The organism is Thermopolyspora sp. NPDC052614, from assembly GCF_040678635.1.
Lineage (GTDB): Bacteria > Actinomycetota > Actinomycetes > Streptosporangiales > Streptosporangiaceae > Thermopolyspora.
On the sequence record NZ_JBFATZ010000002.1, the window covers coordinates 298,456 to 312,473 of the forward strand.

A 14,018-nucleotide genomic window follows, 5' to 3' on the forward strand; every position below is an offset into this window, starting at 1 on the left:
TGCGCCTCTCCCATCAGGTGTCACGCGCCGCGGCGCGCATGCCGAAGTACCAGAACAGGACCCGGCGTTCGATGATCTGGAACAGCTTGGCCAGGGCGAAACCGAGCAGGCCGAGCAGGATGGTGCCCGACCACATCTCGGGGATGGCGAAGGTTCGCTGGAACTGGATGATCGCGAACCCGAGGCCCTCCCTGGCGGCGAACATCTCGCTGATCACCATCAGGATGATGGCGATCGACAGGGCCTGCCGGAGGCCGGTGACAATCTGCGGGCCCGCAGCGGGCAGAATCAGGTTACGCAGTCTGCCGAACCCGCCGAAGCGGTAGGAACGCGCGGTGTCGAGCAGGACCGGATCGACGGCGCGCACGCCCTCGACGGTGTTGAGGAGGATCGGCCAGAAGGCTCCGAACGCGATCACGATGATCTTCATCGTGTCCCCGATGCCGGCGAAGAGCATCAGGATCGGCACCAGTACCGGCGGCGGGATCGCACGGGCGAACTCCAGGCCGGGCTCGGCGATGCCGCGCACCAGCCGCGACCGGCCGATCAGCACCCCGGCGCCGATCGCCACGACGGCGGCGAGTAGGTAGCCCACGGCCAGGCGGACCAGGCTCGGCAGCACGTCGACGGCGATCCTCTCCAGAGTCCACACGTCGGCGAAGGCGGCGAGGATACGCCGCAACGGAGGCAGGAAGGTGTTCGTGCTCCCCTCCGAGAGCCACCACCAGGCGGCGATCAGCAGCACCGGGAGCGCCAGGGTGACGGCCACGCGCCGCAACAGGCCGATCACGCGACCGCCTCCCCGCGTACCGACGGGTGCCAGGACAGCACGCGGCGCTCGACCCATCGGGCCAGCGTGTTGACCGCCAGGCCGACGAAACCGGTGACGACCACCAGGGCGTACAGGGTGGGCACGGCGTCGCCCGACTGCGCGAGGGCGATCTGCTGGCCCAGCCCGGGCGCGCCGATGATCAGCTCGCCGGTCACGGCGAGCACCAGCGCGACCGCCGAAGCCAGTCGCAAGCCGGTCATCACGTACGGCAGGGCGGTCGGCCAGACGACATACCGGACGCGGCCCCAGCGGCTGAACCGGTAGGACCGGGCGGTGTCCCGGGCGACCGGGTCCACGTCCTGGACCCCATACAGGACCTGAATGAGAATCTGCCAGAACGACGCGTAGACGATGAGCAGCAGTTTGGAGCGCAGATCGGCGCCGAACAGCAGCACCGCGAGGGGGATCAGCGCCACCGACGGGATGGGACGCAGGAACTCGATCGTCGAGTGGGTGGCCGCGCGCAGGAACGGCGTCATACCGATCACCACGCCGACGGTGATGGCCGCGAAGGCCGCGATGGCCAGCCCGATGGCCCAGCCGCGCAGCGTCTCATACAGGGAGAACCAGAACAGCGGTCGGCTCGCCTCCTCGATCAGCGCGGCGACGACCTGGTGCAGCGGCGGCAGGTACCGCTCCGCCACGAGGCCGAGCCGGGGCACGATCTCGAACAGGGCCAGCAGCAGGACGACGCCCGTCGCGTACTGCGCCCACTGCGGAAACCCGGCGCGGGCTTCCGCAGTGGGGCGCGGCGCGGTGACGGTCATGGCAGCAGCGTCGTGAGGTCGGGCTTGGTCTCCACGATGCCGTCGGACACGGCGAGGTCGACGAGCACCTCCAAGGCCGCGGTGTCGATGGTGGACGGCCACTGCGGCAGCGTCAGCGCCCCGGCCTGCTCGGCGGTGATCTTCGTGTAAGAGGTCAGGATCGCCCTGGCCTCGTCCGGATGGGCCTGGGCGTAGGCCAGCGACTCGTTCATCGCCTCGGTGAACCCCTTCGCCAGTTCCGGGTTGTCCTTCGCCAGCGTCGAGGTGGTGAAGTAGGCGGCGATCGGCAGGTTGGGGGCGGTGTCGACGAAGTTCCACGCCACCACCCGGGCGCCCTGTGCCTTGGCCCCGGACAGGAACGGCTCCACCACCCACGCGGCGTCAACCTCGCCGGCGGTCAGGGCGGCGGCCATGTCCGGGAACGCCAACTCGGTGAACCGGACCTTGTCGGGGTCGCCGCCGGCCTTGCGCACCGACGCGCGCACCGTGGTGTCGCCGATGTTCTTCAACGTGTTCACCGAGACGGTCTTGCCCTCCAGGTCCTTGGCGGTCCGGATCGGGCTGTCCTCCTTCACCACGACGGCGCCGAAGTCGGCGCCGTCCTTGCCGGTCGACGAGTTCCCCGCATTTGTGATCTTGACCGGCAGGCCCTTGCTCGCGGCGGTCACCAACGAGGTGATGTTGGAGAACCCGAACTGGAACTGTCCGGAGACCACACCCGGAATGACCGCGGCGCCTCCCTGGGCGGCCACGAGTTCCAGGTCGATTCCGCGTTTGGAGAAGAAGCCTTTCTGCTTGCCGAGATAGATCGGCGCCACATCGACGATCGGAATGACTCCAACCGTCACTTTGCGCGCGGCCGAAGACTGCTGCGCGCTGTTGTCGGCCGCCGGTGACGCGCAACCGGCCAGACCCAGCACCGCCGCCGCGACCAGCGCGGTGAGTGTTCGGCGCATGGTGCACCCTCCGAATTTCATGAAACATCTCACAAAAGAGACGTCAACCTAGTCGTAACGAAGTGCCGACATGTTCGGCCCGATCGCGCCGTGGACCCTAGAGACCACTTCCACTGGATGAAAGTCGCCCGCTCGGATCGAATCCCCGCCGAAATCGACGGGCGGCGGATCGGATGCCGGTCCGCCGCGGGCCCATGCTTCCGGCCGTACGGCCCGCCCGAGCCGCGGCTCATCGGGACGGGTGAGGCGGAATGTGGAGAGGCGAGAAGTCGTTCAGACCGACAAACTCAGGAGAAGCCCGGTAATGATCTCCGGCTGGAGGGTCAGAAAGCTGTTCATGGTCGGATCCGCCCACGAACGCGGCAGACGCTTGAGGCGGGCGACCTGCTCGGGGTCCGTGACGGCGCGGACGACGCCCGTGGCGATGACCTGCCAGCCCAGCCGTGAGGTCGCGTCGACCTCGTCGGCCTCGTACGCGACCACCGTCGGATACGGCAGTTGATCCGCGATGGCGGCGGCGATCCTCGACGTTGACCGGGAGCGGATGACGATCAGGCCGTCGTCCACCACGTGATCGACGAGGCAGACCGTCGGCAGCGCCCGGTAGGTGAACACCACGCGCCCGAACGTCGCCGAGGCCAACAGCGCGAGGGCGTCCTGCGGGGCCAGTTCGACGGGCGGACGCGTTCGCACCTGCCACTCGGCGTTCCGGCCCGCCCCGTGATCCGCCGATGCCCGCGAAGCTCGCACCTCGACCTCCTCCACGTCCGCCGGAACGGACGCCCGAAGTGCCCGGTGCCTGTCGTCCGTCCCGGGAGCGGTCTTGCCCACGCCGCCGCAGTAACCCAGACCAATGTGCCGCCGCTTGATCGTGTCCGAACAGTGCCGAAGGACCCGACACACCGCGTCGGCGTGCGCGACGTCGCGTCGATGGTCATTCCGGATGCGGCCGTGGCCCGTCGACGGGCCACGGGCCGGACGCGTCCTGGGAAGGGGCCGGAGGCCCCGCGCGGGCGGTTTCGGCGTGCCGTTCCGGCCCCGGCCGCCTGTCGATCGGTGGTGCGTCACCTACCAGCGGTCCACCTACATCACATTCGGCGGCCCGCTGTCGCTCACTGCGGCCAAGCAGTGCCTCCGCCTGTGCCGGCACCAACCGCACGGTTCGACACCCCTCACGAAGAGCGACGAAGCGAAGGTCACCTCAAGCGATCGGGCGAGAACCAACCCTGCCGCATCGTCAAGGACCGTTACCCATGGAGCGGTACGTCGCCAGTGATCTCGATGTCTTTCATGACTGCCGCTCCGCCTGGGCGCGTTTCTTGCAGGCCAGGCCGGCGAGGGTCTCCCAAACCACCCGGTGGGCGTTGTTGACGGTCAGGTCGGCGTGGTCGTACGGCGGGGACACCTCGACGACGTCGAGCGCCACCAGGTTGGTCTCCAACGCGATGCGGCGTACGGCCCTGAGCAGGTCCACCGGGGCGAGACCACCGGGCTCCGGCGTCCCCGTGCCGGGCGCGAAGCCCGGGTCGAGCACGTCGATGTCGACGGAGAGGTAGATGCCGTCCTTGCCGTCGCTCGCCTCGGCGATGACGTCGTCCATGACCTCCTTGATGCCGCGCTCCCAGATCTCCTGCATCAGGTGGTGCCGCATGCCCTGCTCGCGCATCCACTCCTGCACGTCGGCCGGCGGCCAGTAGCCCCGCAGCCCGACCTGGATGAAGTCCTTGCCGAGGACCGCGCCCGACTCGATCAGCCGCCGCATGGGCGTGCCGTGGCTGGCCAGGTTGCCGTACAGGATGTCCGCGGTGTCGGCGTGCGCGTCGAAGTGAATCACCCCGATCCGGCCGTGCCCATGATGCGCGGCGACCGCCGCCACACTCGGCCACGTGATCGAGTGATCGCCTCCGATCACGACGGGCACGATGCCCCGGCTGGCCACGTCGAACACCCGCTGGTAAATCGCCTCACGCGACGGCTCCCACATCCCCGGCGAAACGATCGCGTCCCCGTAGTCAACGGCCACCAGGTAGTCGAAGATCTCGATCTCCAGGTCAAGGTGATAGGTGCCCGGATCGTACGCGTCGGCCCGCAACGCCCGCGGCCCGAACCTGGCCCCCGGCCGATTGGTCGTGTTGTCATCCCACGGAGCCCCCACCACCGCCACATCGGGCCGCCACTCGTCAAGCTGCTCCGGCTCGGTCACGTACGGCCGCAGCCCAAACGTCGGCACCCCCATGTACGAGGACGTCTCAAGCTGGGCCCGCATGCCGGGCGGAAGAGTGGGCCGATCACCGGTCATCATGTCGCCTTTCATCAGGTCATACGCCCCGAGTCCGACCGTCACGTCCGATAGTCCGCGGAGCGACGGGTGCCCTCGTATTCTCGTCGACGCCCCACGGTCAGGTACCCGGGCCCGCCGTGAGTGCGAGGGAGCCCAGGCGCGCCCGCGAGACCGCGCGACCGTTCGACGCCTCACCAGTGGGCTGGATCCGCCGATGACGCGGAGCCCCGGTATCGCATTGTCGGCAGATCGAACCACACCACCGTGCCGTTTTGCCCGGTGCCGCACAGCCGTGCCTGCCGCGCCCCACATCGTCCTGATGTCAACTTCGCGACGATGAGCAAACCCCGGCCGCCGACCTCCAGCGCCTCGACTTGGTCCGGCACGACGAGCGGACGTCGCATCAGGGACTCGATCAGTTCCGCGCCGGTGCCGGCATCGGCGACCTCGATCCTCCACGGTACGCCGCCGATGTGAAGAATGCGCAGCTCATACGGCCCCGGAGCATGGCGGACCGCGTTGCTGGTCAGCTCGGTGATCACCACATCCAGGTCACTGATCGACTCTGCGTCGAGGGCCGGGTGAGATATCTGGTCGCGGAGCAACCGGCGAGCGCGGCGGACGGCGTCGTGAACCGGAAGCGACCAGGCGGCTATACGCGGACGTGTGGATCCGGGGTCGCCATGGATGGTGGGTGGCGGGGTTTGCCCGAAGAGCATCGTCGCTCCTAGGAGAAGAGAGGCGGTCCTGCTTCACTCACATCCTGGGAACGAGCATGGCAACACGTAGAGTCGCGAATCATATACTGTTCGCGTTCGAGCCCGATCGGTACGGCCGATCAGCTCGACCTATATCACTTCGCGGACATCGGACCGCCGGTTACCGTGCCTGTACAAAGACCTCGGTCGTGGGAAGGTCGGCATGAACGTCAGCCGTGCGAACGAGCAGCGCATCGACCCCGCCGTCTGGGAAGGCCCGCAGATGCGCCAGGCATTGGCCATCCGGGACATGGCCGCCGTCTATCGGCTTCTGCAACGGGTCGGGGTCACCCAACGACGTATCGCAGCGCTCACCGCGCAATCCCAATCGGAGATCTCCGAAATCCTCAACGGCCGGCAGGCGATGGCGTACGAGGTGCTCGGGCGGATCGCCGAGGGCTTGGGCATCCCCCGTGGCTACATGGGTTTGGCCTACGACCCGTGCTCGGAACGCCAGGCCGCCTCGGCGGTGCCTGACCAATGGAACGGCTTCGACGAGGAGCAGCAGGCACAGCGCCTGCTGGCGCACGCGGCGCAGGTGACCATCGGCGCGACGGTCGTCCGCCCAGATGACTGGGCGAACCCTGTGGTCTGTCCCGAAACACCTCTGCCATCTCGGGTCGGTCGAAGCGACGTTGAGCACATCGAGGTGACAACCGGAACGCTGCGCAACCTGGACTACCGGTACGGAGGAGGTTTGTGCCGGGACGCGGTGCTGGCGCAGCTGGCCCGGTCCCAGCGCCTCCTGTCCGCCGAGTGCTCGGAACAGGTCGCTCGGCTGCTGCATCGCGCGCTGGCCGATCAGCACAGTCTCGCGGGCTGGACCAGCTTCGACGTGGGCATGTACGGCGCGGCCCGAGCTCACCTGGCCCGAGCGCTTGAGCAGGCCAAACACGCTGGGGAACCGTCCCTGGCGGCCAACGTGCTGTACCGGATGGGCCGGGTCCAACTGCACTGCGGGCGTCCACTTGAAGCGTTGCGATTCTTTCAACTCGGCCAAATCTGTGCGCAGGACGCCAGCTGTGAGCGCACGGTGGCGATGCTCTGCGCGAACGAGGCGTGGGCGTACGCCCTCCTCGGTGACGCGGGCCTCGCGCTGAAGTCGCTTACCCGGGCACGGGACGAGTTCGCCCGCGCATCCGGTCAACGGGTTGCTCCCTGGCTGAGCTTCTTCGGCGTCGCCGACCTCGACGCGATGAGCGGCATGGTCTTCGCCGCTCTCGGCGGTGATCACCTGGAGGCCGCGGTGGGTCGCCTCACCAGCGCGATTCAGGGCCGCGATCCCGGGATGGCGCGATCTCGCGTGTTCGAACAGACGACACTGGCGACGGTGAGGCTCAAAGCAGGCGACCTGCACAGCGGGCTTAAGGAAGGGCATCAAGCCGTCACGTCGGCGGTCCAGCTCCATTCGGTTCGAGTCGTCGAGCGTCTGGCGCCTCTGCGGGCAGCGGCCGTAGAGCGCTCAGACAACGCCGACTGCCGGGATCTCGCGCACCGTATCTCGACGGTGCGTGCCGCATGACGGCCACCTCCGATCGCGCGAGCGGTCTCAACAGCCGTCGGCTTCATCACCTGCTGACCGCCTTCTGCGCGCAGGTCGGTCTCGACCCCGATGGCGCTGAATTGATCAAATTCACCAACAATGCGGTCTTCCGTCTTCGCCACGCTCCTGTGGTCGTCCGCATCGCCGGTTCAACCGCCGCGCGGGCGCGGGTGGGGACCGTAGTGAAGATCGCGCACTGGCTTGCGGAACGGGACTTCCCTGCGGTGCGACTGGCGGAGGGCTGTGATCAACCGCTGCGCGCGGACGGCCAACTGGCCACAGTGTGGGAGTACGTGCCTGAGGCGGCGCCCCGCCCCACCGGCACCGATCTGGCGGCATTGCTCGAACTCCTGCATGCCCTTCCGGATCCGCCACCGGACATTCCGCCCTGGCGACCCCTCACGGAAATCCGTCAGCGGCTCGCCGAGCCGGAGGATCTTTCTCCTGACGATCACGCCTTCCTGCTGTATGAGAGCGACCAGATCGAGCAGCGGCTCGCGGCGCTCGACTACACACTCGCCCCGGGAGTCATTCACGGTGACGCGTTCCTGGGCAATGTCATCGCCGGCCCAGGCGGACCCGTCCTGTGCGACTTCGACAGCACCACCATCGGCCCACGCGAATGGGACCTGACCCCGATCGCGGTCGGCAGGTTGCGGATGGACTACCCAGACGATGAGCACGAGTCGTTCGCCAAGCGCTATGGGTTCGACGTCACCGGCTGGGACGGTTTTCCGGTACTGCGGCGTCTACGCGAACTCAAACTCGTGACCAGCGTATTGCCCATTCTGCGCAGCAACCCAAGCCTCCGGCCGCAGTGGGAGCATCGCATGCGTACCTTCCGGGCTGGGGACATGACCGCGAGGTGGCAGCCGTACCGGCGCGGCGGGGCCTGAGGAATCTGAGGTATCCACAGGCAGAGTCAAAGGCGGTGGTCGCCGTCGTACGACGATCGGCCGGGCCGTGCCCAAACGAGATCACCGGCTCAGCTCTGTACGGCGTGCGGCCGGGTGATGTCACGGATGAAGGGGTTTAGGCGGGCGAAGCCGTCCTGGCGCTGGTAGGGGAAGTACGGGTAGGGCGGCGTGAGGGCGCTGGCATGGTCGAGTCTGGCGATCTGGTCAGGGGTGAGGGACCAGCCGACGGAGGCGAGGTTCTGGCGTAGCTGGTCCTCGTCGCGGGCGCCGATGATGACCGAGGAGACGGTCGGGCGGCGCAGCAGCCAGTTGATGGCGATCTGAGGGATGGTCTTTCCGGTCTCCTTGGCGATCTCGTCGAGGGCGTCGACGATTCGGTACAGGTGGTCGTCGTTGGCCGGGGGGCCGTAGTCGGCGGTCTGGTGGAGGCGGCTCCGGGGTGGCAGCGGGTGGCCGCGCCGTACCTTGCCGGTGAGGCGGCCCCAGCCGAGGGGGGACCAGACGAGCGCGCCGATGCCCTGGTCGCGGGCGAGTGGCATGAGCTCCCACTCGTAGTCGCGGCCGATGAGGGAGTAGTAGACCTGGTGGGCGATGTAGCGGGGGCGGCCGTGGCGGTCGGCGGCGGCGAGGGACTTCATCAGCTGCCAGCCGGAGAAGTTGGAGACGCCGGTGTAGCGGACCTTTCCGGCGCGTACGAGGTCGTCGAGGGTGGCGAGCACCTCCTCGACGGGGGTGCCGGCGTCGAAGGCGTGCAGTTGGAGCAGGTCGATGTGGTCGGTGCCGAGGCGGCGCAACGCGTCCTCGCACGCCCTGAGCAGGCGGGCGCGGGAGGTGCCCGCGTCGGAGGGGCCGTCGCCCATCGGCAGGCCGGTCTTGGTGGAGATGATGACCTGGTCGCGTCTGCCCTTGATCGCCTCGCCGAGGACGCGTTCGGACTCGCCCTCGGAGTAGACGTCGGCGGTGTCGAACATGGTGACGCCCGCCTCCAGGCAGATGTCGACGAGGCGGCGGGCCTCCCGGGCGTCGGTCGTGCCCCACGCGCCGAACAGGGGGCCTCGTCCCGCGAAGGTGCCGGTGCCGAAGCTGAGCACGGGAACGTGGAGGCCCGACTCGCCCAAACGCCGATATTCCATCAGTTGATCCTCCCGGGTGCGTCGTTTGGCGATCGATGTGGCCGTGTTGCCACAGCCGAGCATTAACGGTCCTGTGGTCCCGTTAACATGAGTGAGGTTAGCAGGATTCGACCGTTAAAGGAACTGGAGACCCGTTATGGCCGAGGTGGAGCCGGGAAGCGTCCGTCCCGGGGGGCGTACGGCCCGTGTGCGCGCCGCCGTGCTCCAAGCGGCCGGTGACGCGTTGGCGGAGCGCGGCTTCGACCATCTGGATCTCGCCGACGTCGCCCGGCGCGCGGACGTCGGCAAGACCACGGTCTACCGGCGCTGGGGGACCGTGCCCGGCCTCGTGGCCGACCTGCTGACGGACATGGCCGAGCAGTCTTTGCCTCGCGCGCGGACCGGCTCACTGCTCGGCGACCTGAAGGCGCATGCCCGCCTGGTCCAGCGCACGCTGACCGACCCTCGGCAGGGTGCCCTGTTCAGGGCGCTGATCGCCGCCGCGACCTGCGATGCCCGCACGGCCGAGGCCCTGCACCGCTTCTACGGCACCCGTATCGCCGAATGGGCCCCCTGCGTGCAGGAGGCCGTGGATAAGGGCGAACTCCCCGAGGGCACCGACCCCCACGAAGTGGTCAAGGCCGTCTCCGCCCCGCTCTACTACCGGCTGCTGGCCACTGGCGATCCCCTCGACGAGGCCGTCGCCGACCGCGCCGCTGAAGCGGCCCTCGCGGCCGCTCGCGCCGGCGCGTACGTCCGCGGGCCGGCGCGAGGGTTGGCCGCGGGCGGCGGCGAGTGAGGCGTCCGATGAGATGAACAGCGGGTCCGGATGGTGCGCCGGGTGAGTGAGCCGGGGCCGTCGACGGGCCAATTCCGCTTATCAGGCCATGTTCCCTCATCAAAGGTACTGCCGATGCCCGGTTTGTTTTCTGCCGGGCCCCGGGACAGTGCGCACTGAGACTTGATGGTGGCTTGGACCACGAGGCCGAGACGCGTACCTACCCTGGCTGTACCCGGCGTCGGCTCGCCGCCGTGCGGTGGCGAGCAGGCGGAATGCGGAAAGGGGAACCTCAATGCTCCGGTACGCACACGTCTCCCTGACCCTGGCCTCGCTCATCGTGGCGGGCGGCACCGGTGTGGCACGCGCCGCGCCGTCGTCGCCCTCGCCGTCACCCGACTCGAAGATGAGCGCCGAGCTGAAGGACGCCGAGGGGCGGACCGTCGGCACCGTCGACGTCCAGGACGCGGGGGACGGGAAATCCAGGGTGAGCGTGAAGACGAAGGACCTGCCACCCGGCTTCCACGGACTGCACGTGCACGACAAGGGAGTCTGCGACGCCTCATCGACGGATCCGCAGACGGGCAGCCCCTTCTCCGACTCGGGTCCGCACCTGGGCTCGGGCGACCATCCACAGCACAAGGGCGACCTGCCCGACCTGCTGGTCGGCAAGGACGGCAGCGCCGACGTCTCCTACGTGACCGACCGGGTCGGGGTCGATGAACTTCTCGGCGGAGAGGGCAGCTCGCTCATGGTGCACGAGAAGCCCGACAACCACGGCAACATCCCCGAACGTTACAAGTCGAATGGGAAGAGCGGCCCGGACGCCGAGACCCTCAAGGCCGGAGACTCCGGCAGCCGCATCGCCTGCGCCGTACTGAAGCAGCAGAACTGACGGCCGCGCTGATGGCCACACCGACGGCCACCCGCGTTACCAGGGCCGGGCTCCTCCTCGAAGGGGCCCGGCCCCGCCTTGTTACCTGTGTGCCAATGGCCCGTGGCAGACCGGAGCCGGAAGGTCGCACCGATCTCCTCGCGCGTACGCCTTCGATGGCGGCTGCGCGCGCCGGGACCCCGGCCACGATCTGATCGCCAACCGCCACGGCGAACCTTCCCGCCACCGCGACGAGCAGGTACGCCCGGCCGGGCGTCGCCCAGTGCGTGACGTACGACCGGCGTCGATGGCCGGTCGGACTTTCGGCCGATGCGCGGCCGGGCACGTTCGCCCACTCGGCCGATCCGTGCGGGAGGCGGGTGGGGGCAAGGTTGTCACCATGAGTGACCTTGCGGGTGTGGGCGACAGCGTGCTGACCGGATACGGGCTGGTCAAGCGGTTCGGAATCACCACCGCCCTGGCGGGCGTGGACATCGAGATCGGCCGGACCGAGGCTTTGGCGATCATGGGGCCGAGCGGGTCGGGGAAGTCCACTCTGCTCCACTGCCTGGCCGGGATCATGAAACCCGACGCCGGTGAGGTGTACCTGCTCGGTCAGCGCATCGACGCGATAGGGGAGCGCCGGCGCAGCACCCTGCGCCGCACCCGGTTCGGTTTCGTGTTCCAGTTCGGCCAGCTTCTGCCGGAGTTGCCCGCCGAGGAGAACGTCGCGCTCCCGCTGATGCTCGGCGGCACCTCGCGGGGCAAGGCCGTACGGGAGGCACGGGCGTGGTTCGGGCCGCTCGGCCTCGCCGGCATGGAGGGGCGGCGGCCGGGCGAGCTGTCCGGCGGGCAGGCTCAGCGGGTCGCGATCGCCCGCGCGCTCGTCACCCGCCCCGCCGTGATCTTCGCGGATGAGCCCACCGGCGCGCTCGACCAGGCCACCGGCCACGAGACCATGCGCATCCTGGTCGAGGCGGCCAAGCACAACGGCGCCTCCCTGGTCGTCGTCACCCACGACCCGCAGGTGGCCCGCTGGTGCGACCGCGTCGTCGAGGTCCGCGACGGCCTGATCCTCACCCCCGGTACGGCTCCCGCCCCCACCGGCGGCCTCTCTCCGGCCCATGGGCTTCCCGGCCCCGGGACCCCGTACGACCTCGGCGAGGCGACCGAGCGCTCGGCCACGCGGGTGCTGCCCGGAGGGATCCGGTGAAGGGCCTGACGGAGCTGAGCTGGCGGCTGCTGCGCGGCGGGGGACGCCAGGGCCTGCTGGGGACCGGTCTGACGGTCGCCGCCGTGGCGGTCTCGACGGCGCTGCTGCTGTTCGCGCTCACCGCGAACCTCGCCTTCGCGGCCCGAGCCGACCGGGACGCGTGGCGTCATCCGGTCGCGGCGGACGGGGAGCCGATCGCGATCCAGGCCACGCACGAGGACTACGTACGTGACTCGATCATCACGGTCGTGGACATTGCGCCGCTGCGGGAGACCGCCGCGCACCCGCCAGGCCTGGACCGGATGCCGAGGCCGGGTGAGCTGTGGGTGTCGCCCGCGCTCGCCGCGCTGCTGCGGGAACTGCCGCCCGCGCAACTCGCCGAGCGCTTCCCCGGCCGGGTGACCGGCATGATCGGCGACGCCGGTCTCGTCTATCCGGGCGAACCGGTCGCCGTCGTGGGGCGTGCCCCCACCGATCCGGTGATGACCGCCCCCGCGAGCCCCTACCAGGGCTCCAGCGGCCCGACGAAGATCTCCGGCTTCACGGGGGAGACCGGCGACGTGCTGGTCGCGTACCGGATCCTGGCGCTGATCGCCGCCGTGCTGATGGTCGTGCCGCTGCTGGTGTTCGGGGGCGCGGCGGCCCGGCTGACGGTGGCGCGGCGGGATCAGCGGCTGGCCGCGTTGCGGCTGGTGGGGGCGACGCCGGGCCAGGTGGCGTGGATGACGGTCGCCGAGGCGATGATCGCCGCCTTCGCCGGGGCCGTGCTGGGCCTGGTCCTGTACGGCGCGGCCGTGCCGCTGCTGTCCCGCATCGAGATGGCCGGTGGCCCGTGGTACGCCGCCGACCTGTGGCCGGGGTTCCTTCCGGTGCTCGGCGTGCTGCTGGCCGTGCCGCTGCTGGTCGGGGTGTCGGCGGCGGTCGGCCTGCGGCGGGTCGTGGTGAGCCCGCTCGGCGTGGCGAAGCGGCAGTCGCCGCCGGGGCTGCGTCTCATCCGGGTGATCGTGCTGCTGGCGGTCCTGGCCGTCGTGCCGTTGGTGTTCACCAGGTCGAAGTCGGCCGCGGTGGTCGCCGTGGTGCTCGCCCTGGCGTTCCTGTGCGTCAATCTCGTCGGCCCGTGGGTGGTGGCGGTGATCGGCAGGATCACGGCGTCCTCGGCGCGGAACCCCGCGGCGCTGCTGGCGGGCCGGCGGCTCGTCGACGACCCGCGCTCGGCCTGGCGTACCGTCGCCGGGGTGGCGCTGACCGGGTTCGTCGCCGGATTCATCGGCCTGCTGAGCCCGTCGGCCGACGTGCTGGGCACGCCCTCCACGACGGACCTGACGGTCCAGGTTCCCGCCGCTCGGGCGGACGCGTTCGCGGGTCAGGCGAAGCGACGGCTCGCCGAGGCGGGCGTCGTCGAGGCCACCGTCGAACTCGGCGGCCAACAGAAGGGCAAGCGGGAACGCGATCTCCTGGTCGCCCTGCCCGCGCGGGCGTCACAGGCGCAGGTGGACACCGCCCGTACGGCTCTCGCGGGCCTGTCCCCCGGCCGGATCGCCGTCGCCCCGGCCGACCAGAACCGGCAAGGGGTGATCCTGCTGGCCGACCTCCGCACCGGAACGGTGATCGTGCTCGGCGTCTCCTTCCTGGTGGCGATCGCGAGCGCCGGGATCACGGCCGCCTCGTCGGTGATCGACCGCCGCCAGACGTACGCCCTGCTCCGCCTGGCCGGAACCCCGCTGGAGGTCCTGGACCGGGCCCGCCGGACCGAGACCCTCATCCCTCTCGCGGTGATGGGCGGCGGCTCGATCCTGGTCGGCGTGTTCTGCGCCCTGCCGTTCGTGCACGCGCTGATCGACGTGAGCGGCATCGTCATCCTGCTGACCACGATCGTCGTGGGCGTCGCCGGGATCCTGGGCGCGAGCGCGCTGTCGCGCCCGCTCCTGCGTTCGGTCACGCTCAACCCGGCCCCACGCCCGGACTGACCACGGCACACCGCCTCGCT

The 14,018-nt window shown here is 69.6% G+C and carries 13 protein-coding genes; 6 read left to right on the forward strand and 7 right to left on the reverse strand.

All coding sequences use genetic code 11. From position 1 onward, the window contains the following. Positions 1 to 13 precede the first annotated feature (13 nt). From AB0K60_RS04820 to AB0K60_RS04845, 6 genes are all read right to left on the reverse strand, one after another. Complete coding sequence (locus tag AB0K60_RS04820; protein WP_364048642.1) at positions 14 to 790, reverse strand: ABC transporter permease; 777 nt, start codon at positions 788 to 790, stop codon at positions 14 to 16. Then, complete coding sequence (locus tag AB0K60_RS04825; RefSeq protein WP_364048644.1) at positions 787 to 1,599, reverse strand: ABC transporter permease; 813 nt, start codon at positions 1,597 to 1,599, stop codon at positions 787 to 789. Before AB0K60_RS04825 ends, AB0K60_RS04820 begins: the two co-directional genes overlap by 4 nt. After that, positions 1,596 to 2,555 (reverse strand): ABC transporter substrate-binding protein, encoded by a 960-nt coding sequence (locus AB0K60_RS04830; RefSeq protein WP_364048646.1) that lies wholly within the window; start codon positions 2,553 to 2,555, stop codon positions 1,596 to 1,598. Before AB0K60_RS04830 ends, AB0K60_RS04825 begins: the two co-directional genes overlap by 4 nt. Before the next feature lie 273 nt (positions 2,556 to 2,828). Then, positions 2,829 to 3,305, reverse strand: coding sequence for a pyridoxamine 5'-phosphate oxidase family protein (locus tag AB0K60_RS04835; RefSeq protein WP_364048648.1), 477 nt, complete (start codon positions 3,303 to 3,305; stop codon positions 2,829 to 2,831). 538 nt (positions 3,306 to 3,843) lie between these two features. Next, a complete protein-coding gene (gene speB / locus AB0K60_RS04840; protein ID WP_364048650.1) occupies positions 3,844 to 4,899 on the reverse strand; it encodes an agmatinase in 1,056 nt (351 codons plus the stop codon). Between the two features lie 128 nt (positions 4,900 to 5,027). Further along, the gene (locus AB0K60_RS04845) at positions 5,028 to 5,555 is read right to left on the reverse strand and encodes an ATP-binding protein (RefSeq protein ID WP_364048652.1); all 528 of its coding nucleotides are present in this window, start codon (positions 5,553 to 5,555) and stop codon (positions 5,028 to 5,030) included. Between the two features lie 202 nt (positions 5,556 to 5,757). Here AB0K60_RS04845 and AB0K60_RS04850 point away from each other — a divergent pair, with 202 nt between their 5' ends. Together AB0K60_RS04850 and AB0K60_RS04855 are read left to right on the forward strand one after the other, a co-directional pair. Continuing rightward, positions 5,758 to 7,116, forward strand: coding sequence for a helix-turn-helix transcriptional regulator (locus tag AB0K60_RS04850; protein ID WP_364048654.1), 1,359 nt, complete (start codon positions 5,758 to 5,760; stop codon positions 7,114 to 7,116). After that, positions 7,113 to 8,033, forward strand: coding sequence for an aminoglycoside phosphotransferase family protein (locus tag AB0K60_RS04855; protein WP_364048656.1), 921 nt, complete (start codon positions 7,113 to 7,115; stop codon positions 8,031 to 8,033). The genes AB0K60_RS04850 and AB0K60_RS04855 overlap by 4 nt, the downstream gene beginning before the upstream one ends. Before the next feature lie 89 nt (positions 8,034 to 8,122). Here AB0K60_RS04855 and AB0K60_RS04860 read toward each other — a convergent pair whose 3' ends face one another. Then, positions 8,123 to 9,187 carry an aldo/keto reductase gene (locus tag AB0K60_RS04860; protein ID WP_364048658.1) on the reverse strand — a complete coding sequence of 355 codons (1,065 nt, stop codon included), beginning with the start codon at positions 9,185 to 9,187 and terminating at the stop codon, positions 8,123 to 8,125. Between the two features lie 136 nt (positions 9,188 to 9,323). Between AB0K60_RS04860 and AB0K60_RS04865 the strand changes: the two genes are divergently transcribed. The 4 genes from AB0K60_RS04865 (at position 9,324) to AB0K60_RS04880 (ending at position 13,998) form a co-directional block, all read left to right on the forward strand. Next, positions 9,324 to 9,965 (forward strand): TetR/AcrR family transcriptional regulator C-terminal ligand-binding domain-containing protein, encoded by a 642-nt coding sequence (locus tag AB0K60_RS04865; protein WP_364048660.1) that lies wholly within the window; start codon positions 9,324 to 9,326, stop codon positions 9,963 to 9,965. A 274-nt stretch (positions 9,966 to 10,239) separates the two neighbouring features. Next, positions 10,240 to 10,839, forward strand: coding sequence for a superoxide dismutase family protein (locus AB0K60_RS04870; RefSeq protein WP_364048662.1), 600 nt, complete (start codon positions 10,240 to 10,242; stop codon positions 10,837 to 10,839). 379 nt (positions 10,840 to 11,218) lie between these two features. Continuing rightward, complete coding sequence (locus AB0K60_RS04875; RefSeq protein WP_364048664.1) at positions 11,219 to 12,031, forward strand: ABC transporter ATP-binding protein; 813 nt, start codon at positions 11,219 to 11,221, stop codon at positions 12,029 to 12,031. Next, a complete protein-coding gene (locus tag AB0K60_RS04880; RefSeq protein WP_364048666.1) occupies positions 12,028 to 13,998 on the forward strand; it encodes an ABC transporter permease in 1,971 nt (656 codons plus the stop codon). The genes AB0K60_RS04875 and AB0K60_RS04880 overlap by 4 nt, the downstream gene beginning before the upstream one ends. Positions 13,999 to 14,018: the final 20 nt, after the last annotated feature.

Bases quoted from the DNA above. Each gene is read 5' to 3' on its own strand.
- AB0K60_RS04870 (WP_364048662.1), top strand. From the start codon at position 10,240: ATGCTCCGGTACGCACACGTCTCCCTGACCCTGGCCTCGCTCATCGTG.
- AB0K60_RS04850 (WP_364048654.1), top strand. From the start codon at position 5,758: ATGAACGTCAGCCGTGCGAACGAGCAGCGCATCGACCCCGCCGTCTGG.
- AB0K60_RS04875 (WP_364048664.1), top strand. From the start codon at position 11,219: ATGAGTGACCTTGCGGGTGTGGGCGACAGCGTGCTGACCGGATACGGG.
- AB0K60_RS04845 (WP_364048652.1), bottom strand. From the start codon at position 5,555: ATGCTCTTCGGGCAAACCCCGCCACCCACCATCCATGGCGACCCCGGA.
- AB0K60_RS04830 (WP_364048646.1), bottom strand. From the start codon at position 2,555: ATGCGCCGAACACTCACCGCGCTGGTCGCGGCGGCGGTGCTGGGTCTG.
- AB0K60_RS04860 (WP_364048658.1), bottom strand. From the start codon at position 9,187: ATGGAATATCGGCGTTTGGGCGAGTCGGGCCTCCACGTTCCCGTGCTC.
- AB0K60_RS04855 (WP_364048656.1), top strand. From the start codon at position 7,113: ATGACGGCCACCTCCGATCGCGCGAGCGGTCTCAACAGCCGTCGGCTT.
- AB0K60_RS04865 (WP_364048660.1), top strand. From the start codon at position 9,324: ATGGCCGAGGTGGAGCCGGGAAGCGTCCGTCCCGGGGGGCGTACGGCC.
- AB0K60_RS04825 (WP_364048644.1), bottom strand. From the start codon at position 1,599: ATGACCGTCACCGCGCCGCGCCCCACTGCGGAAGCCCGCGCCGGGTTT.